This is a genomic window from Arthrobacter sp. 05L421, from assembly GCF_056397785.1.
On record NZ_JBFTOC010000007.1, the window covers coordinates 64,885 to 85,610 of the forward strand.

Annotated in this window: 19 protein-coding genes; 9 read left to right on the top strand and 10 right to left on the bottom strand. The window is 69.2% G+C overall.

Annotated elements, in window-relative coordinates; translation table 11 throughout:
• Window positions 1-147: 147 nt before the first annotated feature.
• On the top strand, window positions 148-1,167 hold the full coding sequence (locus AC1DKQ_RS10385) for a PHP domain-containing protein (protein WP_476918928.1): 1,020 nt from the start codon (window positions 148-150) through the stop codon (window positions 1,165-1,167).
• A 22-nt stretch (window positions 1,168-1,189) separates the two neighbouring features.
• Here AC1DKQ_RS10385 and AC1DKQ_RS10390 read toward each other — a convergent pair whose 3' ends face one another.
• Window positions 1,190-1,741 (bottom strand): methyltransferase family protein, encoded by a 552-nt coding sequence (locus AC1DKQ_RS10390; RefSeq protein WP_476884125.1) that lies wholly within the window; start codon window positions 1,739-1,741, stop codon window positions 1,190-1,192.
• Between the two features lie 121 nt (window positions 1,742-1,862).
• Window positions 1,863-2,465, bottom strand: coding sequence for a LysE/ArgO family amino acid transporter (locus tag AC1DKQ_RS10395; protein ID WP_476918929.1), 603 nt, complete (start codon window positions 2,463-2,465; stop codon window positions 1,863-1,865).
• 68 nt (window positions 2,466-2,533) lie between these two features.
• Here AC1DKQ_RS10395 and AC1DKQ_RS10400 point away from each other — a divergent pair, with 68 nt between their 5' ends.
• The 5 genes from AC1DKQ_RS10400 to AC1DKQ_RS10420 all read left to right on the top strand — a co-directional run bounded on the left by AC1DKQ_RS10400 (window position 2,534) and on the right by AC1DKQ_RS10420 (window position 7,632).
• Window positions 2,534-3,415 carry an ArgP/LysG family DNA-binding transcriptional regulator gene (locus AC1DKQ_RS10400; protein ID WP_476918930.1) on the top strand — a complete coding sequence of 294 codons (882 nt, stop codon included), beginning with the start codon at window positions 2,534-2,536 and terminating at the stop codon, window positions 3,413-3,415.
• Between the two features lie 86 nt (window positions 3,416-3,501).
• The gene (locus tag AC1DKQ_RS10405) at window positions 3,502-4,482 is read left to right on the top strand and encodes a DMT family transporter (RefSeq protein ID WP_476918931.1); all 981 of its coding nucleotides are present in this window, start codon (window positions 3,502-3,504) and stop codon (window positions 4,480-4,482) included.
• 9 nt (window positions 4,483-4,491) lie between these two features.
• A complete protein-coding gene (locus AC1DKQ_RS10410) occupies window positions 4,492-4,944 on the top strand; it encodes a metallopeptidase family protein (protein WP_476918932.1) in 453 nt (150 codons plus the stop codon).
• Window positions 4,945-4,954: 10 nt separating this feature from the next.
• Window positions 4,955-5,875 carry a cation diffusion facilitator family transporter gene (locus AC1DKQ_RS10415; protein WP_476918933.1) on the top strand — a complete coding sequence of 307 codons (921 nt, stop codon included), beginning with the start codon at window positions 4,955-4,957 and terminating at the stop codon, window positions 5,873-5,875.
• Between the two features lie 269 nt (window positions 5,876-6,144).
• Complete coding sequence (locus AC1DKQ_RS10420) at window positions 6,145-7,632, top strand: C40 family peptidase (protein WP_476918934.1); 1,488 nt, start codon at window positions 6,145-6,147, stop codon at window positions 7,630-7,632.
• Window positions 7,633-7,709: 77 nt separating this feature from the next.
• Here AC1DKQ_RS10420 and AC1DKQ_RS10425 read toward each other — a convergent pair whose 3' ends face one another.
• The 6 genes from AC1DKQ_RS10425 to AC1DKQ_RS10450 all read right to left on the bottom strand — a co-directional run bounded on the left by AC1DKQ_RS10425 (window position 7,710) and on the right by AC1DKQ_RS10450 (window position 15,813).
• Complete coding sequence (locus tag AC1DKQ_RS10425) at window positions 7,710-8,522, bottom strand: ABC transporter permease (protein WP_476884242.1); 813 nt, start codon at window positions 8,520-8,522, stop codon at window positions 7,710-7,712.
• A 169-nt stretch (window positions 8,523-8,691) separates the two neighbouring features.
• Entirely contained in the window at window positions 8,692-9,774 is a 1,083-nt protein-coding gene (locus tag AC1DKQ_RS10430; protein WP_476918935.1) for an ABC transporter ATP-binding protein, read from the bottom strand.
• Window positions 9,775-9,825: 51 nt separating this feature from the next.
• Window positions 9,826-10,923, bottom strand: a complete 1,098-nt coding sequence (locus AC1DKQ_RS10435) for a LolA family protein (protein ID WP_476918936.1) — start codon at window positions 10,921-10,923, stop codon at window positions 9,826-9,828.
• A gap of 123 nt (window positions 10,924-11,046) precedes the next feature.
• Window positions 11,047-11,973, bottom strand: coding sequence for a hypothetical protein (locus tag AC1DKQ_RS10440; protein ID WP_476918937.1), 927 nt, complete (start codon window positions 11,971-11,973; stop codon window positions 11,047-11,049).
• Window positions 11,974-11,981: 8 nt separating this feature from the next.
• The gene (locus tag AC1DKQ_RS10445; protein WP_476918938.1) at window positions 11,982-14,732 is read right to left on the bottom strand and encodes a PEP/pyruvate-binding domain-containing protein; all 2,751 of its coding nucleotides are present in this window, start codon (window positions 14,730-14,732) and stop codon (window positions 11,982-11,984) included.
• Between the two features lie 43 nt (window positions 14,733-14,775).
• Window positions 14,776-15,813 carry a universal stress protein gene (locus tag AC1DKQ_RS10450; RefSeq protein ID WP_377984586.1) on the bottom strand — a complete coding sequence of 346 codons (1,038 nt, stop codon included), beginning with the start codon at window positions 15,811-15,813 and terminating at the stop codon, window positions 14,776-14,778.
• A 472-nt stretch (window positions 15,814-16,285) separates the two neighbouring features.
• On the opposite strand from AC1DKQ_RS10450, the gene AC1DKQ_RS10455 reads away from it, so the two are divergent.
• On the top strand, window positions 16,286-16,915 hold the full coding sequence (locus tag AC1DKQ_RS10455; protein WP_476884243.1) for an FAD-binding protein: 630 nt from the start codon (window positions 16,286-16,288) through the stop codon (window positions 16,913-16,915).
• A gap of 110 nt (window positions 16,916-17,025) precedes the next feature.
• On the opposite strand, the gene AC1DKQ_RS10460 is transcribed toward AC1DKQ_RS10455, so the two are convergent.
• On the bottom strand, window positions 17,026-17,619 hold the full coding sequence (locus tag AC1DKQ_RS10460) for a copper resistance CopC family protein (RefSeq protein WP_476884137.1): 594 nt from the start codon (window positions 17,617-17,619) through the stop codon (window positions 17,026-17,028).
• A 121-nt stretch (window positions 17,620-17,740) separates the two neighbouring features.
• On the opposite strand from AC1DKQ_RS10460, the gene AC1DKQ_RS10465 reads away from it, so the two are divergent.
• Together AC1DKQ_RS10465 and hutG are read left to right on the top strand one after the other, a co-directional pair.
• Window positions 17,741-19,183, top strand: a complete 1,443-nt coding sequence (locus AC1DKQ_RS10465; RefSeq protein ID WP_476919010.1) for an NCS2 family permease — start codon at window positions 17,741-17,743, stop codon at window positions 19,181-19,183.
• Between the two features lie 169 nt (window positions 19,184-19,352).
• Window positions 19,353-20,312, top strand: coding sequence for a formimidoylglutamase (gene hutG / locus AC1DKQ_RS10470; protein WP_476918939.1), 960 nt, complete (start codon window positions 19,353-19,355; stop codon window positions 20,310-20,312).
• Between the two features lie 151 nt (window positions 20,313-20,463).
• Here the strand turns inward: hutG and AC1DKQ_RS10475 are convergent, their stop codons facing one another.
• Window positions 20,464-20,700 (bottom strand): hypothetical protein, encoded by a 237-nt coding sequence (locus AC1DKQ_RS10475; RefSeq protein ID WP_091562768.1) that lies wholly within the window; start codon window positions 20,698-20,700, stop codon window positions 20,464-20,466.
• Window positions 20,701-20,726: the final 26 nt, after the last annotated feature.

Genomic DNA, 20,726 nt, shown 5'->3' on the forward strand with positions numbered 1-20,726 from the left:
CAAAAATTAAGGGCCGAAGCCTGTCGTTTTTGTCCTTTCGGGTTCCTCCGAACTGGACTATAAAACTATAAGGGCAGACCCCCGGATTATCCAAAATCTGGCTCGCACCCATGCAGGATGGGTGCGAGGTGGGTGCAAGATGGACGGATGGATGCCGTTGATGCCCTCAATGAGATTGCGTTCTGGCTGGAACGCGAGCTCGCCCCCACCTTCAAGATCCAGGCGTTCCGCAAGGCGGCCGGGATTATCGGCGCCCTGGACCCGGACGAGGTCGCGGCGCGGGCACGCAACGGCAGGCTGAAAAGCATGAAGGGGATCGGGGACAGAACCTTCGAAGTCATCAGGCAGGCGGTCGACGGCGGCGTCCCCGACTACCTTGAGGGCCTGCGCCAGCGCGGGCAGCAGCCCCTCGCGACCGGCGGCACCGAACTGCGCTCCGCCCTCCGCGGGGACCTGCACAGCCACAGCGACTGGTCCGACGGCGGGTCCCCGATCGGACTCATGGCTGACGCCGCCCGGACGCTGGGCCGGGACTATCTCGCCCTGACGGACCACTCCCCCAACCTCACCATCGCCAACGGCCTGAGCGCCGAGCGCCTTCGGGAACAGCTGGCCGTTGTTGCAGAGATCAACGGCGACGGCGGGGACTTCCGCCTCCTGACCGGGATCGAGGTGGACATCCTGGAGGACGGCAACCTGGACCAGTCCCCGGACATGCTGGAGCAACTGGACATCGTGGTGGCGAGCGTCCACTCGAAGCTCCGTTCCGACCGGCGCACCATGACCGACAGGATGCTGGGCGCAATCAATGATCCGCAGATGAACGTCCTCGGCCACTGCACCGGCCGGCTGCTGCAGGGCTCCAGGGGAACCCGGCCGCAGTCCGAGTTCGACGCCGGGCGGGTGTTCGCGGCGTGCGCCGAGAAGAACGTGGCTGTCGAGATCAATTCCCGTCCCGAACGGCAGGATCCGCCGGACGACTTGATCCGGCTGGCCCTCGACGCCGGCTGCCTGTTCAGCATCGACAGTGACGCCCATGCGCCGGGCCAGCTGGATTTCCTGCAGTACGGCGCCGAGCGCGCGGCCGCGAACGGTGTGCCCGCCGAGCGGATCGTCACCACCTGGCCCTTGGATCGGCTGCTGGAGTGGGCCGGGCGCGGAAAGTAGCGGCCTTCCCCAGGCCCGCGCCTTAGCGTTCGTCCCGGGGCGGTTCCGGTCCCTCGGGCCGCCACGGCGTGAGCCTGGGCAGCCAGCGCGGGACGTTATGGCGGTACTCCTCGTAGGCCGCGCCGAACTTCCGGGTCAGTGCCGGCTCCTCGTACAGCCGGACGAACGCGACTACCGGGACGGCGCCGATGCCCAGGGCCACAAAGAGCTTCGGCTGGCCAAGCAGGAGTCCCTGCCCGGCAACAGCCGCCGCAATGGACACATACATCGGGTTCCGCACGTACCGGTAGAGTCCGCCAACCACCAGCTTCTTGGGCGGGGCGAAGGGCGCGGGAGTCCCGATGCCCTCAACGGCGAAATGCACAAACGAGTTCGCGATCACAGCGGCGCCCGCGCCGATCAGCAGGGCGCCGGTGATCTGCGCAGGCACGCCGCCCGGGACCGGGGAAGCCACTTCCCAGCGGGTCAGCAGCCACGGCACCACACCGGCGGCCGTTGCGGGGGCAACCGCGAAGGCGGCTGTACCGATGGCTGCACGCTTTCTTTCGCGGGCTGACGCTGAGGGTGAGGTCATACCGGCAATCGTCACCCCACCACAGCGCGCGGGCAAGGGCCTACCGGCCCGTGACCTGGGGAGCCCCGGATTAGCTTGGGCTATCCCTAAGCACTGCGTCGGCGGAACAGTAGGCAGCGGCTCAGGTGAGCAGCAGCCCGGCAAGGGTGACCATCACGACGGCGATTCCGGCGTCGAGCACCCGCCAGGCCGCCCGGCGCTGGAACAGGGACGTCAGGAATCGCGCCCCCGCCCCGAGGGCTGTGAACCAGGCGATGCTTCCCAGGCCTGCCCCGGCGGCGAACCACCAGCGGCCAGTTTCGCCCTGGGCGGCGGCGAGGGACCCGAGCAGCAACACCGTGTCCAAATAGACGTGCGGGTTCAGCCAGGTGAAGGCCAGGCAGGTGCCCAGCACGGCAGCCCGGCCGCCGGCCGGCTTGTCGCCGGGATTCTCCAGTTGCTCCCCCCGGACCGCGCGCCAGGCCGCGAGCGCTCCGTAAACGAGGAGGAACGCGGCCCCGACCCACCGGATCACCACGAGGGCAGCGGGCGCCTTGTCCAGGAGGACACCGATGCCCGCGACGCCCAGCAGAATCAGCACAAGGTCTGAAACTGCGCAGACTGCCACCACCATGACGACGTGGGAGCGCTGGATGCCCTGGCGGAGGACAAAAGCGTTCTGCGCGCCAATGGCAACAATGAGGGACAGGCCGGCGGAGAGGCCGGAAAACAGGGGAAGGATCACCAGTCCACGGTAGGGGCCCGCCGAAGATGAAACCAGTTAAAGTTCCTGCTGATACATAAGATGAGCTAATGATGGATATTTCCCCCGAGCAGGCCCGGACGCTGGCCGCAATCCTCACACACGGGAGCTTCGACGCCGCAGCCGCCCACCTGTCCGTGACGCCCTCGGCCGTCAGCCAGCGTGTCCGGGCCCTCGAGGCCGCCGTTGGCCGGCCCGTCCTGACCCGCGCGCGGCCGCCCGGGCTCACGGAGTCCGGCGAGGCCGTGGTGCGGTTCGCCCGGCAGCTGGAATTGCTCTCCGCGGACCTGGCCCAGGAACTGCAGCCGGAGCAATCCCGCGGCGGAACGCGCCTGACCCTGGTGATCAACAGCGATTCACTGCACACTTGGGCGCTGGCCGGGCTCGCCGCGGCCAGCGACAATGTCCAGGTGGAGATCCTGCGCGAGGACCAGGAGCACTCGTTGGACCTGCTGCGCGCCGGCGCCGCTGCTGCCGCCATCACCGAGACAGCCAAGCCCGTGCCCGGCTGCTCGTCCAGCAAGCTGGGCATCATGCGCTATTTTCCGGTGTGCGCTCCGGACTTCACCCGCCGTCGGTTTGGGGCCGGGGTGAGCGCCGCTACGCTGGCCGCGGCTCCCGTCGTGGTCTTTGACCGCAAGGACGATCTGCAGGACCGCTGGCTGCGCCGGTTCAGCCGGGCAGCCCTGCAGCCGCCGCGCCACTATGTGCCAGCCGCCCAGGAGTTTGGCGATGCCATCCGCTGGGGCATGGGCTGGGGCATGATGCCCGAGCTCGAAATCGGCGAAGACCTTGAGAGTGGGAGGCTCGAGGCGCTCTCTCCCGGCGCGCACGTGGACGTCGCCCTCTATTGGCAGCAGTGGCGGCGCGGCTCGGCGGCGCTGACCGACGTCGCAGACGCCGTGCGGGCGGCGGCGCGGGTCCTCCGCTGAGGCCGTCCGGCATATTGGCAGGATCTCGACTAGACGCGACCGATTTCCGCCAGTACTGACCGCACGGGAGCGACTAGATTGGCAACATGGCAACAACCGCCGCATCCGGCCCCACTCCGTCCGCAGGCCCCCACGAAGGGTCTCCGCTCGCTGCCCCCGCACCCGCCCCGCAACCCGCGCCCGTCTCTCCCCGACAGCCGGCCCCGATCAGCCGGCTCGGCATCGCCGCCGTCGTCGTCACCGTGGTCCTGTGGGCCTCGGCATTCGTGGGGATCCGGGCCGTGGGCCCGAGCTTCTCCCCCGGCTCCCTGACGCTGGGCCGCCTGGCGGTCGCCGCCGTCGTGCTGGGCCTGCTGGTGGTGCCGAAACTCAAGGGGCTGCCCCGGGGCCGCGAATGGTGGCCCATCTTGGCGTACGGCGTCATGTGGTTCGGCGGCTACAACTTGGCCCTCAACGCAGCCGAGCACATGCTCGACGCCGGCACCGCAGCCCTGCTGATCAACGTCAACCCCATCCTTGTCGCCGTGATGGCCGGAGTGATCCTGAAAGAGGGCTTCCCGCGTTGGCTGATCATCGGCAGCCTGATCGCCTTCGGCGGAGTGGCCGTCATTGCGCTGGGTTCCGGCCAGCGCTCGACGGCGGACGTGGCCGGTGTGCTGCTCTGCCTGCTCGCGGCCGCGCTGGCCGCCGTGAGCGTGATCGTCCAAAAGCCGGTGCTCCGCAAGTTCCCTGCCGCCCAGGCGACATGGTTCGGCATCATGGTGGGCGCCATCTGCTGCCTGCCCTTCAGCGGCCAGTTGATCACCGAGCTGCAGGCCGCTCCCCTGCCGGCCACGCTGGGCCTGGTCTATCTGGGCATCTTCCCCACGGCGATCGCGTTCACCACGTGGGCCTATGCGCTCTCCCTCATTGACGCGGGGCGCCTCGCCGCCACCACCTACCTGGTCCCGGGCACCACAATCCTGATCTCCTGGCTGGTCCTGGGCGAGATTCCGACCATCTGGGGCCTGGTGGGCGGCGTGATCTGCCTCGTGGGCGTGGGGCTGACCCGGCGCCGGTCCCGCTAGAGTTTCCCTATGCCCTCATCCCTCCCGCCCGGCCTGCCGATCATTCCTGACGGCAGCGACGGCGGGGACGGCAGTGACGGCCCGGCTGACGGGCCCTTCCCGATGTGCGAGGCCGATTTCGAGGCGGCGGTGAGTGACGCCCTGGACCGGATCCCGCCGGAGCTGGCGAAGACCATGAGCAATGTCGCGATCTTCATCGAGGACGACTACACCCCGCAGCCCGGCGAGGACCCGGACACCGTGCTGCTGGGGCTCTACGAGGGTGTTCCCCTGACCGAGCGGGACTCCTGGTGGGACGCCGGCTCGCTGCCGGACCGGATCACGGTCTTTCGCCAGCCCATCCTGGACATCTGCGCCTCCCGGGAGGACGTGATCGAGGAAGTCACCGTCACCGTGGTGCATGAGATAGCCCACCACTTCGGCATCAGCGACGCGCGGCTGCACGAGCTTGGCTGGGGATAGCCTTGTAGGCATGGGACACGACCACAGCCACTCGCACGGCATCACTGGCACTGCCAAGCACCGCAAGCGCCTGGTCGCCGTCCTGGCCATCACGCTCGCCGTGGTGCTCGTGCAGACCATAGGCGCCGTCGTCTCCGGATCCCTGGCCCTGCTCGCCGACGCCGGGCACATGCTCTCCGATGCCGCCGGCGTCTCCATCGCCCTGCTGGCCGCGTGGATCGCCACCCGGCCCGCCAGCGATCTGCGCACCTACGGTTACCAGCGCGCAGAGGTCCTGGCGGCGCTGGCCAACGCCCTGGTCCTGATCGTCATCTCGGTGGTGATCTTCACCGAGGCCATCCGCCGGCTCGGCTCAACGCCGGAGGTCCACACCGACATCATGCTCGCAGCGGCGGTCCTCGGCGCCGTCGCCAACCTGGTATCGCTGCTGATCCTGCGTGGCGCCCAGAAGGAGAGCCTGAATGTCCGCGGCGCCTACCTGGAGGTCCTGGGGGATCTGCTGGGTTCCTTTGCCGTCATTGCGGCTGCGGTGGTCATCATGGTCACCGGGTATCAGGCGGCCGACACCATTGCGTCGATCCTCATCGCCCTGATGATCCTGCCCCGGGCCTGGCACCTGCTGCGCGACGTCGTGGACGTGCTCCTCGAAGCCACTCCCAAGGGCGTGGACGTTCAGATGATCCGCGAGCACATCCTCTCGGTGGACGCAGTGGTATCCGTCCACGACATCCACATCTGGACCATCACCTCCGGCGTCCCCGTCTTCTCCGCCCACGTGGTGGTGGAGGACACGGCGCTCAGTGCCCGGGGCGCTGACCGGGTCCTCGACAAACTCACCAGCTGCCTGGGCTCCCATTTCGACACCGAACACTGCACATTCCAGCTCGAGCCCGTCACGCATTCGGAGCACGAGTCGCACCAGCACGCCTGAGCCGGCGCCAGCGTGCGGGAGCGTCCCGGGGGTGTGCCCGCGTCCGGGATGGGCAGCGTCCGCGGGGCCGCGCGGCCCGCTGCCAGCACGACACACCCCTCGCGTGCGTGGCCAAATGACACCAGTGTTGTTTATGTTATTCATGTGACTCGTGTTGCCAAAGTGAACTTTGGCACGTAGCCTCATGCCTGCTGGGTGATCCGCAGAGGGGCTTGCACGCGCCAAATCCGACCTCGCTCATTCCAGCCTGAGACTTCGCGAGGTTGCCCATGAGTTGGACCGGATCCGGTCGCAAGACGGCTGTGCTCTGCACCGCCGTCGTCCTCCTTGGAACGCTCGCGCTCCCGGCACAGGCCGCACCACTGACTTCCGCATTCGGGCGCGTACAGCTGCCAGCGGCCGGCCAGGTTCCGACGTCGCCGGAGATCCCCTCACCGGAAGAGATCGCGGCCGCCAAGTCCAGTGAAACCGCGACGGCGGCGGAGGTCACCAGGATCGACGGGCTGCTGGCCGACGCCTCAGCGGGCCAGGAAGCCAGCCTCGCCGCGTCCCTGCAAGCAAACAATGCCTACGGCGAGGCCCTCGTGGAACTGGCCACTCGCCGTGACACGGCGGCTGTGGCGGCCGCCAGGGCTGCCGCCGCCGAAGCGGAACAGGCCAAGTCGCGCAAGCAGATCGGCCAGCTGGCCGGGGATCTGTACCGCAACGGCGGATTGAATCCTGCGCTCAGCAGCTTTGTCAGCGGCAGCGGACAGGCCCTCGAAGATGCGGCCACGCTGGAGGCCGTAACGGCCGGGCGAGCTCGGGCGTTTGAGTCCGCGGAAGCTGCGGCCGCCGCTGCAAAGTCACTGACGGATGCCGCGGCGGACGCCAACCGCGCCGCCGACGAGGCTGCCTCGACCGCGGAAGACCGCAAGTCCGACGCCGACCGCGCCACCGCGGCCCAGCGCCAGGCCGTGACGGATGCCAAAGCACAGCGCATCGCGCTGGTAGACCAGTTGGCAAACCTTAGGAACACCACCGCGGCACTGGAATCGGCCCGGGTGGACGCCCTGGACCGTCAGCGCCAGCAGGAGCGGCTGGCGGCACTGACCGCGGCGGCCGCCGCGACGCCGCCGCCGGCCACGGGCTCCCAGCCTGCCCCGGCATCGCCGGGAGGGGACGATTCGGCCGCACAGCAGCCGGCAGCTCCGGCTCCGGCCCAGGCGCCGGTGGCTCCCGTTCCGGCGCCTGCACCAGCACCTGCACCAGCGCCGGCGCCTGTACATGCGTACGTTCCGGTTCCGGCGCCTGCACCCGCTCCGGCGCCTGCTCCGGCGCCGATTCACGTTCCGGTTCCGGTGCCTGTCCCAGTACCGGTTCCCGTGCCGGCGCCGATTTCCGGCGGCTCAAACCAGACCGCGATTTCAGTTGCACTCGGCAAGACTGGATCGCCCTACTTCTACCAGTACGGCGGAACCGGGGCCCGTGGGTTTGACTGCTCGGGCCTGGTGCAGAACGCGTTCGCCGCTGCTGGCAAATACCTGCCCCGCACCGCCTCCCAGCAGTTCGCGCAGGCCCCCGTCCACGTCCCGCTCTCCCAGGCCCAGCCTGGTGATTTGCTCGTCTGGGGCTCGGCCCCGGGCTTCTACCACGTGGCCATTTACCTCGGTGGCGGCCGTGTGGTCCAGGCTCTCAATCCCGACGCGGGCATCACCGTAACCGACGTTGCCGCCATGTCCGGGATGCAGCTCTACGGCTACGTGGCCCGCTACTGAGACCCCGTCCTGGGACGGCGCGCTGAGACGCCGTCCCGAGTCGCGGTCCTGGCCCGGGACTGGCCCGGCCGTCCCGGCTAGGAGAGCACGTCCTTGGTGATGAACCTGCCGTAGGCCAGTGCGCCGAAGACGGCGATGTAACCACCCTGCAGGAGGGCGTTGCTGGCAAAGGCGTCCCAGGAAATCGGCTGGCGGAGCAGGTCCCCAAAGTCCAGCCAGTAATGCGTGAAGAGCCAGGGATGCAGCCACCCCAACTGCGGCAGCGCGTCCAGGACTTGGGCCACGACCGAGAGCACCACGGTGGCCGCCATGGCCCCCACAGGAACGTCGGTCAGGGTCGAGATGAACAGTCCGATCGCCGACAACCCCAGCAGTGAAACCGCCAGGTAGGCGGCGATCAGCAGGAGCCGGACCACTGCCTCGCCGGGCTCGATCGTGTCGCCGGACAGCAGGGTCACGGGCCCCACCGGAAAGAGCGCCGCGCCGATTCCGGCCCCGGTCAGTGCCACTACGAGCGGGGCAACGAGCACGAACAGGGCCGTCCCGGCATATTTGACGATCAATAGACGGATCCGCCCGGCTGGGGCCACGAGCAGGTAGCGCAGGGTTCCCTGCCCTGCCTCCCCGGCGATGGTGTCCCCGGCCACGACTCCGACGGTGAGCGGCAGGAACAGCGGAACGGAAACCACCATGGCCGTGACGCCCACGAACAGGCCGTTCTGGGCGATCCGGTCCAGGAAGGCGGGTCCGCGGCCCGGCGGCACGGCCGAGGAGGCCCGCACCGCCACAGCGATCAGGACCGGGATGGCCGCCAGCGCGCACAACATGGCCCACGTCCGGCGGCGTCGGAACAGCACGCCGAGCTCGGAGGCCAGCAGTCCGCCGGTCAGGGATCCGCGCCGAACCGGCGGCCCTCCTGCCCCGGCGTCGCGAGCTGGGCCTGCGGCCGCTCCACTGCGGCCGCCCGGCGCTGCACGTCGGCCGTCGGCCGGGGCGACTGATGGGCCCGCTGATGGGCCCGCTGGTGGTCCGGCGGGTGGATCGCCCAAAGATGGGCTGTTATTGGACAACGTCGAACCCCTCCCCCGTCAATGCCACGAACCGGTCCTCGAGGCTGGCCTGTTCGGTCGCGAAGCCGCGGACCCGGACCCCGGCCGCCACGAGGGCCGCCACCACAGCTTCCGGCTCCACGGCCAGAGCCGATCCCGCGTCTTCCCGGGCTGCCGCACCTGGCGTAGCCGTGGGCAGTGCCGCGAACAGGGCCACGTCCGTCCCGGAACCAGCGGCACCGGAGCCAGCCACACCGGAGCCCGTGCCTGCAGAAGTGCGGCCGTCGGCGCTCACGGTCAGACCCATGCCGGTCAGCACCTGCGCCGCGGTGCCCGGATCCGGGGTCAGCACCCGGATCCTTGCCTGGCCCGCCCCACGCAGTTCCGCCAGGGTTCCCTGCGCCACAAGCCGGCCCGCGCTCATGATGGCCGCATGCGTGCAGATCTGCTCGACCTCGGCCAGCAGGTGGCTGGAGACGAACACCGTGGCGCCGTCCGCAGCGAGCGATCGCACCAGGCTCCGCACTTCACGGGTGCCCTGGGGATCGAGCCCATTGGTGGGCTCGTCCAGCACCAGGAGCTCCCGCGGAGCGAGCAGGGCGTTGGCGATCCCCAGCCGCTGCTTCATGCCCAGGGAATAGGCCCGGACCAGCTTGTCCGCGGCGTGTGTCAAACCGACCCGTTCCAGGGCTGACTGGACCCGGGCGCGGCGCGTCGCCGCCGAACCGTGGGGGTCCGCGGCGTCCATGCGGCGCAGATTGGCCGCGCCGGAGAGGAACGGGTAGAACGCGGGTCCCTCGACCAGCGCCCCCACCCGGGGAAGCACGCCAGCCAGCTTCCGGGGCATCTCCTCGCCCAGGACGCGCATGGAGCCGTCGCTGGCCGTGGCCAGGCCGAGCAGGAGCCTGATGGTGGTGGTCTTCCCCGAGCCGTTCGGGCCCAGAAAGCCGAAGACCGCGCCTTTCGGCACGGCCAGATCGACGCCGTTGACAGCCAACTGCTGGCCAAACCGTTTGGTCAGGCCCTTGGTCTCAATGCTCAGCCCGCTGCTGGTCTCGATGCTCGGCTCGGCCCCCGGCCCGGCGGCGCTCACGCGGCCGTCACCGGAGGGTCACCCGGCCGTCGCCGGATACCGCGCCGATCATCACTTCTGCGCGGCAGCGGCCTGGAGCCGCCCCAGTGGCACGGAGCCGGCGAGGACCCGGCCGTCGTCGAGCACCAAAACGTTCACCAGCGCCGTGGACAGGAGGCGGCCGCCCTGGACCGGAACAGCGGCCTGTTCAAGCAGGGCCGGGGCCTTGGCCTCCGAGGCCGGGCCTGCCGTTCCCGCGGGGAACTCAACCACCGATTCCCAGCCAGAGCCGGTGACGGCCGGCTTGCGGACGCTGTCCTTGGCTGCCGGCGCCTTAGCGTTCCCGGAGTCCTTCCCCTGCTTGCGCTCCGGTACCGTTGACGGGATTTCCTTGACAGTGGCGCCCGGCGGCGGGCTGAACGTGAAGACCGACGCGTCGGGGGCCCCGAGCGTCAGGCTCGTGTAGGTAACGCGGAAGGCAGGATCCGCCTGTCCGCGCGCCTTGATCTCCACACCCAGTGGCAGCCCGGTCTGGCCGTCAACGGCTACGGCGATAGACCCGACCAGAGTCGCATCGGATTTCGGCGTCAGCACCAGGTTGTAGGCGGCCCGGCCGGCCACCTGGACGTCGGCGCCCACCGTCACGTCGGTGCCCGGTTCGATCTTGGCCAAGAGCATCGTGGCGAGTTGGTCCGGGGCGGCCGTAGCGTCCCTGCCGTCGCCGCGATGGTTGACGCCCGCCCGGTCAGCCGGGAGCCGGAGATGGGAGGCCGTGTTGTCCTTGGAGTTGTAGAACCAAACCTCGTTGCCGTGGCGGACGGCGTTGCGTTCGGCCAGCCGGTCCATCACTTGGATTCGGGCGTTGTCCGGGCCGTCGCGATAGACCCTCGCGGTGTGCGGACCTGCCAGCAATTCGAGCCATGCGGTACTGGACGAATCCGGGCCGGTGCCGGTCTTGGGGAGCTCGGGAAGACCGAGCTCGGAGGACTGTTCCAGGGTTCCGGAGAGGGCAGGCGTGCGGTGCTGGGCGATCAACTGCAAGACCTGTTCCGGCGTTTTGGTCGGCAGGGGATCCCCGGCCCTGGCAGGCAGGGATCCGGCCAGCGCGCCGGCGGCAATGACAGCAGGAACGGCGGCGGCGGGCAGCCAGCGCAGCCACTTGCGCGTCACCGTGACCGCGCCCCGGGAAGAGATGATCCAAATATCCGTGTCTGAGGAATGCGTGTCTGAGAAATGCGCGCTTCAGTGCAGCTCATAGGTCAACAGTACGCCTGGCCCCGGCAGCCCGGCTGCCTACTTCAGCACATTAATGGTCAGTTCCACAGCGCCCAGCAGGAGGGCGAGCACGGAGGTGCCCAGGCCCGCCACGAGCAGCAGACCGGGATGGGCGAGGCCCACCACCACCCGCCTCAGCCGAGGCCTGCCCCGCAGGAACTTCTTGGGCACGGCGCCCGGTTCCGGCGCTTGTTTCCAGCCCCGGAGCCGGCGCAGGAACCAGGCGCAGCGGATGATGAAGACCAGCCACAGCACGGAGACCACCAGCGGGATCGCGGCCAGCAAGAGGTTGAAACCCACGGCGGTGACCTCGCGTTCGGACGCACCGACGAGTGCCTGAAGGGTGGTTGAGATCGAGGCGCTCATGACCACGGACACGCCCCACACGAGGAAAGCGGCAACCAGGGCAAGGAAGCGGACAAAGAAGTGGCCCAGGACCGTGTCCCGGCGGGGCAACAGGTAGCTGCGCGGGGTGGCGTGCAGAAGGGCGACGGTTGCCAGCAGCGTCGGCAGGGCGGCCATGCCGACCAGCACATACCAGGACCAGCCGGCCAGATCCAGGAATTCGTCGGCCACGATCAGCACTGCCCAGAACCCTGCCCACGCCCAGCCGGCCGTGAGCGGACGCTCCACGAGCCATGCCGGCAGCCGCGCGTCCGGGTCCGCCTCCGCGGCCACGTCCGGGTTTTTGGACCCGGGAGCTCCGGCAGCGGGACTTTCGGACGCGGGGTTTTCGGAGCCGGGCGCTCCGGCAACGGGACTTTCGGACCCGGGGTTTTCGGAGCCGGGCTTTTCGGAGCCGGGCGCTCCGGCAAGGGGACTCTCGGACCCGGGGTTTTCGGCCCCGGACTTTTCGGGCGGCCGTGTGTCGGGGCCCGGGGTGCCCGCGGCGGGAACTTCGGTGGCCCCGGCTTCCTGGCCCTCGGACCCGCGAACTTCGCTCATGGCCCGCGTCACACTGCCGGCGTCACCGTGCCGGCGGCGCCGTCGAGCGTAAGTTTGTCGCCGGTGGCGACCCTCGTGGTCGCGTCGGGGACCCCCACCACCGCGGGGATCCCGTATTCCCGTGCCACGACGGCGCCGTGGGAATTGGGCCCGCCCATTTCCATCACCAGGCCGCCGGCGGTCAGGAACAACGGAGTCCATCCGGGATCCGTGGATGGCGCCACGAGGATTTCGCCCGGTTCCAGGTGCGCGCCCTGGGGGTCCAGGATCACGCGGGCCCGGGCCGTGACGGTCCCGGCCGAGGCCGGCGTGCCGGAGAGCTGCCCCGCACCGCCGTCGGCGCCCGCCGGGCCCCGACCGCCGGCGCCAGACCGCACAGCGTTGGTTTGCACTGCGTTGGCTTGCACTGCCTCGGGCTCCGTGCCGTCCGAGAGCAGCACGCGGGGAATGTGCCGGCGGCCAAGTTCAGCCGCGTACGCCTCCCGGCGCTGCGCCACCACACCCTGCAGCGCGTCGCCGCCCAGCCCCCGGTGTGCCTCGGTCAGGTCAAGGAAGAAGATATCGTCCGCCGCATCGATGGCCCCGGCCGCGGCGAGTTCGGCGCCCACGGCCGCGAGCTGCTGGCGGACGGCACTGAGCGCTTCCACGAGATGGTACTTGGGCAGTTCACGCAGTCCCGCGAACATGCGGACCCGGCGCAGCGCTGCCCGCACCAGGGCACCCCGCGGGCGGCTGCGCTGCCTGGCCGAAGCCACAAGCCGCCCTACCTGGGCCTCAGCCTCGCGCGCCGCCTTGCCGAACTGCCGGTCCGGGGCCAGTGCCGGGTCATCCACTCGCAGATAGTTGGCCAGGACCCCGAGGATGTGGGTCGGGTCGTCAGACCAGCGGGGCATTCCAACGTCGATCTCCGCCACGGCGCGGTGGCCGTACCGGCCCAAGAAGTCCGACAGCCCGGACTGCACGGCGCCGGGAAGATCCGCTGCCCGGTAACGCCGGGCTATCTCGGGCAGTGCGGCTTCCTTGAACACGGCCGCCGACGCCGGATCGTTGCGGATGGCGGTAGCCAGCGACCAGAGGTCCAGATCCATCTCGGTAGTCACGTTGTTGGGCAGGCCCCGCAGGACTTCCTGCAGCGCCCCGTTCCCGGGGTTCCCCGCGAGTTTTCCGGCCAGGGCGAGCAAGGCGAACCCCAAGGCGGGCAGCGGCAGGATGGCGGGAACCACGGCAAAGACGCGCTGGCCAAGGATCTGCTCAACCTGGTCCAGGCGCTGCGCGGCCGTGGCGCCGGCGGGCACCGCGAGTGCGGCCCTGAGCTGTTCGCCCACACGGTCGGCCCGGCGCAGCGCCGCCTCGGGCCGGATGAGGCCCCGGATCAGGGTCTCCGGGACTCTGGCCCGCGCCGCCACCGGAACAACGTGGCGCAGGAGCGGCCACGGCGACCTTATGGTGACGGAGAATCTGGGATCGGCGAAAAGGTTTCGCAGCACGGCCGCGGAGCGCGCCTCCATAACGTCGAACACCCGGGGGACGATCGCACGCCCGGCCCGGCTCCGGACCACGGGCGTGAGATCGAAGAAAATGCGCTGACCGGCCTCCGCGTAGGGCGAGGGCCCGTCACGGGGCGCCGGCACCGGGAAATGTGCCGCCCCCGCGACCGAGGACGCAATCAGCCGGATGCCGGCGAGGCCCATCGGCGTCAGCGGCCGGGTCAGCCCCTGGGCCAGGCTGAAGCACAGATAGACGCGCGGCGCTGGCCCGGACGGCGGCCTGTCCGGCATCGGATACAGCGTGGTGATGGGCCTGGACTGGGTCAGCCACACGGCGCCGTCCTGGCCGATGGCCCATTCGAGGTCCTGCGGGGAACCGAAGTGTACTTCCGCGCGGCGGCCAAGGAGCTCCAGCGCGGCCAGTTGGGCATCGTCAAGGCTGGGCGCTAAACCTGCGCCGGGTTGCGCCACCCGCTCGGTTCCGCCGCCGGGCAGGGGGCGGATGAGCATGCCCTTGTCCCCAAGCCGCCGCTCGAGGACCCGTCCTGTGGCGCTGTCGATCACGAAGTGGTCCGGGTTGACGGCCCCGGACACCACCGCCTCGCCCAGCCCCGGGCTGGCGTCGATGACGGCCTCGTGCCGCCGGCCGGTCACAGCGTTGGCCGTGAACAGCACTCCGGCCACGGCCGCGTTCACCATGCGCTGGACGACCACCGCCAGGGACACCGCCGAGGGCTCGATCCCCTGCACCGCCCTGTACGTCACCGCACGGTCTGTCCACAGCGAGGCCCAGCATTGGCGGACGGCCGCCAGCACGGCATCCGCGCCGATCACGTTCAGGAACGTGTCCTGCTGGCCGGCGAAACTGGCGAACGGCAGGTCTTCGGCCGTCGCGGAGGACCGCACCGCCACCGGGGTGTCCGCGCCGAGCGCCGCATACGCGGCGCGCACGGCGGCGTCGATGCCTGCGGGGACATCGGCGTCGAGCACCAGCGTGCGGGCCTTCGCGGCAAGGGATGCCAGCCCTGCCAGGTCATCGGGGGCGGTCGCAGCGAGGGCCCGGTGCACGTCCGCCAGCTCAAGGGATGCTGTGGCGTCCAGGTAGGCCCGGGTGGTCAGGCAAAAGCCGGCCGGAACCGGAAGGCCAGCACGTGCCAGCTCACCCAGGTTGGCCGCCTTGCCGCCGACCTTGGCCAGCATGTCCTGGCCAAGGCGTTCCAAGACCAGGACCGGCCCGTCCTCGGCAGGATCCGACTCCCCGGGGTGCTCCATCCGCAAACCGTCCTTCCGACGCCGGACCTGTGCTCTCGGGACTTTAGGAGTCGCCGAGCATCGGGCCGAAGCTGGCCCTGTCCGCCAGCCGCGGGTCATCGCGGTCCGGCACCACCATGACCGGCCCCTTGGCGTGGTGGAGGACGCCGTCGGACGTGGAGCCCAGCAGCATTCCGGCGAAACCACCGCGCCCGCGCGTGCCGACCACCACGAGTTCGACGTGCCGGCTGGCGTCGACGAGGATGTCAACGGGAGAGCCGTCCACGAGCTGTGTCTCCACCTGGAGGGCGGGGAAGTGGCTCCGCAGCCAGGCCACGCCGGCATCGAGCTGGACTTTGATGTCTGCGAACAGCGCATCGCGGTCCATCGGGGTGGGCACCCAAGCCAGCGAGCCGGTGTACTGCGGCACGGCGCACACCACCCGCAGCCGGGCGGAGAGCCGTTCGGTCTGGGCTGCCGCCTCCAGCACCGCGACGCGGGCCTGCTCCGAACCGTCGACGCCGACCACCACGACGTTTTCAATCGGCTGGCGGCCCATTTTCGCCCGTTCGGCCAGGACATGCTTGTCGTCAGTGGTTTCGCCCAGCCGGTCCGCACAGATCAGCGGCACGGTCACGGTGGGGCACTTCGCGTGGGCGGGCAGTGCACTGCTGACGGAGCCGAGCAGCCGGCCCACAAAGCCGCCGCGGCCGCGGGTCCCGAACACCAGAAGCTCCGCGGTTTCGCTGATTTCCAGCAGCACGCCGGACGCGTCGCCGTTTTCGACCGAGGCGTCGACGTCGATGTTGTAGCCCGCGATCTTGTCGAGGGCGTGCTTGAGGATGGCTTCGGCGCCCTCACGGATCACGGAGTCGTCCACCGTGGCGTAGCCGCCGTCGAGCCCGGACGCGGCGAAGATCGGCACCGAATAGGCGGTCACGATGTGCAGCGGGCGGCGGCGGCGCTCTGCCTCGCGGGCTGCCCACACAAGCGCGCAGTGGCTATGGTCGGAGCCATCCACTCCCACAACGATTCCCCGGGGAGGCGCCGGTTCGCCGCCGGCCTCCCATGCCGGGTCCGGATGCACCTGTTCACGGCCCATTGGGTCCGCCTCCTCGCGATTCTTGCCTGATGTTGCGGCTATTCTGCCAGAAGTACCGCCGCCCGGCGTCCACCGGCGAGGCGACCCGGAATCTGCGTGCAGGAACCCCTGTTTTTCCTCACTATTCTCGGTTAATTGCGAACATACAAGGCGGCGTCCGGGCGGCCCTGGCGGGCCGCGGCCGAAGGATTTACGCAGAGTTAAGACGCCGTTTCGCGGCGCGGATTCCCGGGCTTTTGGGCCGATTCCGCAGGATTCGGGGCACGAAACCGGCCAAAATTCGGCACCACACCCAATGTCCTACCTCCTCTATCCACGGGCGGGAATCTTAGGTATCCTTCGAGGCACTGCTGAACCGAGACTGGTATTTCAGAACGCAACCGCTGGGGTTGCCGAACCAGGCCTTGGTCGGCGTCCGGGGTATTTCTCCGCGACTGGCACCATTTCAAGGAGGTACCCTGCAGTGTCGAGCATGCCTTTGTACGGCGGGATTGAGCGGACCACCGCCGTAGTCATCGGGACGGGGCTCTCCGGCCTGGCTGTGGCCAGCGAGCTCCAACGCCGCGGTGTTGCGTCCATCATTGTGGACGGGCTCGACCTCTTGGGCGCCGGCCATCCGGCCAACACGTCCTCGCTCCAGCGCTGCGACGCGGCCGACGCCGCCAGCCTGAGGGAGCGCAACGAAATCCTGCGGCACCTGCGCAACTATGCCGCAAATCACAAGCTTGATGTACGGAACAACATCCGGGCCCTGCAGCTGGACCTCCTGGAGACCGGCACGGACGGCTCCCCCACCGAGAAGTGGGCCGTCCAGACCCCGGGCGGTCTCCTTTTGGCAGATCATCTTGTCCTGACCCGCTGCGCCCACAGCCAACTGCGCCGCATGCTCTCGGACCTTGGCATGGCAGCCGGAGCGAACCTCATGTCGGCGATGCATGCCCTCGGGATGTACCTCGTGGGCGTAGGCGAGCTGATTACGCCGACGCCCAAGGAAGTCCTGCGCCAGGCCAAAGTGGTGGGGCAAGCGATCTCCGCCAAGGTCTATCCCAACGGCTTACCCACACTGCTGCCTGCCGGCTTTGCCCTGGCTGCTCCCGCTTAGCCGGAACCGTCCTGCCCGCGGGTCACGTGGGCTGCCGAACGCAACGCGGGGTCAGCTACGGCCCATCAGAGGGCTCCGGATGGGCCGTAGCTGACCCCGCGTTGCTTTGGTCAGCTGTCGGTGTCGCTGCCTTCGTCCGGCGTGAGGCGGCGTTTGGCCATCAGGCCCAGGGCCACCAAAATGCCGACCCCCACGGCAACAAAGATCATGACGCTCCAGGGAAACTGCTCCGATCCAGCCGGCGCAGGGGCGGGCGCCGGGGTAGTGCCCGGCTGGGCGGTGCCCATCGTCGGGACTGCGGCAGCCGACGTCGGGCCTGCTGCGGCCGCCGTCGCGGTGAAGGTGAAGCTGCCCTCGATGGGGTGGCCGTCGGAACTAGCCACCCGCCAGTGCACGGTGTACTGACCGGCAGGGGCGCCGGACTTCAGCTTCTGCGCGGCGACGTTGTCCACGATCGCCACGGGGCCGTCCGCCCAGTTGGCGCCCGTGGCGTCGTTGACCAGGATCTGCGATCCCAGGGCGAGCGGATTGTGGTTGAAAGTGACCGAAACCTGCTCCGGCGGGGCCGCGACGGTTGCTCCGGAAGCCGGGCTGGTGGACTCCGCTGTGTCGTGCGCCGACGCCGGGCTCACGGCTCCCAGCAGGACGGCCACGAGGACGAAGGCGCCCAGCAGGGCACTAAGAAGCTGGCGGATACGGCGCATGGGCGGGCTACTCCTAGTGTTGGCTTCCTTACAGACTAGGCGAAAACGCACGGTTGGCCGCTGGACGCCAAATAGGATATATGCAACACCCATTACTCCCGGAGGACTAATGCAAGACCTAATGCTCAAGCAAGGCTCCGCACTCGACCGGTATTTCAAGGTCTCCGAGCGGGGGTCGAACTTCTCGCGCGAGATCCGCGGAGGGTTCGCCACGTTCTTCGCGATGAGCTACATCGTGGTGCTGAACCCGCTGATCCTCTCCGGGCCGGACTCCACGGGCGCGACCCTCGGCTTCCCCGCCGTCGCGGCCGTCACCGCCTTCGTGGCCGGCATCCTCACCATCCTGATGGGCGCCTGGGCCAAGCATCCCTTCGCCCTGGCCACCGGGCTCGGCGTCAACGCGTTCGTCGCCGTCACCGTGGCCACGAACCCCGGGCTGTCCTGGCCGGACATGATGGGCCTGGTGATGCTCTCGGGCATCACCATGCTGATCCTGGTCCTCACCGGTTTCCGGACGGCTGTGTTCAAGGCCGTTCCCGAGGGGCTGAAGACGGCGATCGTGGTGGGCATCGGCCTGTTCATCGCCTTGATCGGGCTCGTCAACGCGGGCTTCGTGCGCCGCATCCCGGATGTCGCCGGCACCACCGTTCCGGTCGGCCTGGGCTTCGACGGTAAGCTCCTGGGCTGGCCCACGCTCGTGTTTGTCTTTGGCCTGGTCCTGACCATCGCGCTCGTGGTCCGCAAGGTCAAGGGCGCCATCCTGATCGGCATCGTCGCCTCCACCATCTTGTCCGTGATCCTGGAATCCACGCTGCACATCGGACCCAGCTTTGACGGCACGAACCACAACCCGCAGGGCTGGTCCCTCGTGGCCCCGACGTTCTCCAAGTGGGCGGCCCCGGACCTGTCCCTGATCGGCCAGGCCAACCCGTTCGGCGCCTTTGAGCACCTGGGCTTCGTCGCGGCGAGCTTGCTGGCGTTTGTGATCCTGCTCAGCATCTTCTTCGATGCCATGGGCACGATGGTGGGCCTGGCCACCGAGGCCGGCACCATCGACAAGGACGGCAACATCCCCAACGTCGACCGCGTGCTGCAGGTGGACGCCCTGGGTGCGATCATCGGCGGCGGCGCCTCGGTTTCGTCGAACCAGATCTACGTCGAATCCGGTGCCGGCATCGGCGAAGGCGCACGCACCGGCCTGGCTTCCGTCGTCACCGGCCTGCTGTTCCTCGTGGCCATGTTCTTCACCCCGCTGATCAACCTCGTGCCGTTCGAGGCCGTGGCCCCCGCGCTCGTGATCGTCGGGTTCATGATGGTCTCCCAGGTGGGCAAGATCGACTGGCAGGACTGGGGCATCGCGATCCCGGCCTTCCTGACGTTCACTCTCATGCCGTTCACCTACTCGATCGCCAACGGCCTGGGCGCGGGTTTCATCAGCTTCGTGCTGATCCGCCTGTTCCAGGGCCGGGCCCGCGAGGTGCACCCGCTCATGTGGGCTGTGGCGGCCGCGTTCCTGCTGTTCTTCGCGATCGGCCCGATCGAGGCCGCCCTCGGGATTCACTAAGTCCCACTCCCCCGTCCCGCCCGCCGAGACGGCACTTCGCGGCAGTGTTTTCTGAAAACATTGCCGCGAAGTGCCGTCTCGGCGGTGTTTAAGAGCAGTTTCCGGGATTCCGGACAGTCCGACCGCGGCGCTGCTGGTATTCCGGTCCGGGCTGCGGTGAGCTAGGGGCATGGTTTCTCCCGCGCTCCCCGTTGATGTCCCGCCGCAGCCCTGGACCGGCCGGTTCGACGGTGACGGCGACGAGCACCGGCGCTGGTGGCAGGCCGTGAGCCCCTACCCTCCCCGCACGGCTCCGGCGGCTGGCCCCGGTCCGCGCCCCGCCGTCATCCTCGGCTTCGGCAGCGACGCCGGGGTGCGGCGCAACAAGGGCCGGACCGGCGCCGCGGCCGCCCCCGCCGCCATCAGGGCCGCGCTCGGCCCGCTAGCCTTCCACCTGTCGCGGGGCGTGCACGACGCCGGTGACGTCACCGTGGCCGGGGACGCGCTGGAGGCGGGGCAGGCACGTGCCGGGCTCGCCATTACCAGGCTGCTCGACGCCGGCAAGCTCCCCGTGGTGTTGGGCGGCGGTCACGAGACCGCCTTTGCCAGTTACCTCGGCGTGGCCGGATCGGCGGCCGTGCGCGAGGGCCTCACGGTAGGCGTGCTGAACCTCGATGCGCACTTCGACCTCCGCGACGAGGCCGTGCCCAGTTCCGGCACCCCGTTCCTGCAGATGGCCCGCGCGGAAGCCGTCGCCGGCCGCGAACTGCGCTACGCCGTCGTCGGGATTTCCGCGCCGAACAACACCCGGGCGCTGTTCCGGACGGCAGAGGAGCTCGGCGTGGACTACCTGCTGGACGAGGACTGCTCGGCGGAGGCCGCGCAAGCGTTTGTGGCGGCGTTCCTGGCCCAGGTGGACGCGCTCTACCTGACCATCGACCTGGACGTGCTGCCGGCCTCGGTGGCCCCCGGGGTGAGCGCTCCGGCCGCCTATGGTGTGCCGCTGCCGGTGATCAGCGCCGTGTGCCGGCAGGTGGCCGCGAGCGGGAAGCTCCTGCATCTGGATATCGCCGAGCTGAACCCGGAGTTTGATATCGATGCCCGCACCGCCAAGGTGGCCGCACGGCTGGTCAATACGCTGCTCGCGTAGGCTGGGGCGCCGTTAGCCCTCCCGCAGGCGGGGGGCCCAGGCGCTTCCAATCCGTGCGATCGCCTGCACAGTGCGATCGCCTGCACATGGGGCCATGGCCCTGAAACGCAGAAAGTCCCCGCCGCGGCGGGGACTTTCTAGTGAAACGGATCTAACTGCGGCGCACCTGCACGCCGTCGGACTGCAGGAAAAGCTGCGTCTCGGACGGCCCGGCGGGGACCAACCAGAGCACATTTCCGCTCAGTGAGACTTCTTCGACCTCACCGGCTGCAATGACCTGTGCGTGCTTGACGATTTCGACGCGTTCGCCGACCCGGAGGCCGCTCCAGTCGGAAACCGTAGCTGCGGATGCAAGGCGTCTGGACAGTACCGTGCCGCGTGCTTTCATAGAACTTTTACCCCTTTGTATGTGTT

What these genes read in the sequence shown, in the direction of transcription:
- AC1DKQ_RS10450 (WP_377984586.1), bottom strand. Translation starts at nt 15,813, where the DNA reads ATGGGCCGTGAACAGGTGCATCCGGACCCGGCATGGGAGGCCGGCGGC.
- AC1DKQ_RS10400 (WP_476918930.1), top strand. Translation starts at nt 2,534, where the DNA reads ATGATGGATATTTCCCCCGAGCAGGCCCGGACGCTGGCCGCAATCCTC.
- AC1DKQ_RS10460 (WP_476884137.1), bottom strand. Translation starts at nt 17,619, where the DNA reads ATGCGCCGTATCCGCCAGCTTCTTAGTGCCCTGCTGGGCGCCTTCGTC.
- AC1DKQ_RS10415 (WP_476918933.1), top strand. Translation starts at nt 4,955, where the DNA reads ATGGGACACGACCACAGCCACTCGCACGGCATCACTGGCACTGCCAAG.
- AC1DKQ_RS10420 (WP_476918934.1), top strand. Translation starts at nt 6,145, where the DNA reads ATGAGTTGGACCGGATCCGGTCGCAAGACGGCTGTGCTCTGCACCGCC.
- AC1DKQ_RS10405 (WP_476918931.1), top strand. Translation starts at nt 3,502, where the DNA reads ATGGCAACAACCGCCGCATCCGGCCCCACTCCGTCCGCAGGCCCCCAC.
- AC1DKQ_RS10440 (WP_476918937.1), bottom strand. Translation starts at nt 11,973, where the DNA reads ATGAGCGAAGTTCGCGGGTCCGAGGGCCAGGAAGCCGGGGCCACCGAA.
- AC1DKQ_RS10475 (WP_091562768.1), bottom strand. Translation starts at nt 20,700, where the DNA reads ATGAAAGCACGCGGCACGGTACTGTCCAGACGCCTTGCATCCGCAGCT.
- AC1DKQ_RS10410 (WP_476918932.1), top strand. Translation starts at nt 4,492, where the DNA reads ATGCCCTCATCCCTCCCGCCCGGCCTGCCGATCATTCCTGACGGCAGC.
- AC1DKQ_RS10465 (WP_476919010.1), top strand. Translation starts at nt 17,741, where the DNA reads ATGCTCAAGCAAGGCTCCGCACTCGACCGGTATTTCAAGGTCTCCGAG.
- AC1DKQ_RS10445 (WP_476918938.1), bottom strand. Translation starts at nt 14,732, where the DNA reads ATGGAGCACCCCGGGGAGTCGGATCCTGCCGAGGACGGGCCGGTCCTG.
- AC1DKQ_RS10455 (WP_476884243.1), top strand. Translation starts at nt 16,286, where the DNA reads ATGCCTTTGTACGGCGGGATTGAGCGGACCACCGCCGTAGTCATCGGG.
- hutG (WP_476918939.1), top strand. Translation starts at nt 19,353, where the DNA reads ATGGTTTCTCCCGCGCTCCCCGTTGATGTCCCGCCGCAGCCCTGGACC.
- AC1DKQ_RS10390 (WP_476884125.1), bottom strand. Translation starts at nt 1,741, where the DNA reads ATGACCTCACCCTCAGCGTCAGCCCGCGAAAGAAAGCGTGCAGCCATC.
- AC1DKQ_RS10385 (WP_476918928.1), top strand. Translation starts at nt 148, where the DNA reads ATGGATGCCGTTGATGCCCTCAATGAGATTGCGTTCTGGCTGGAACGC.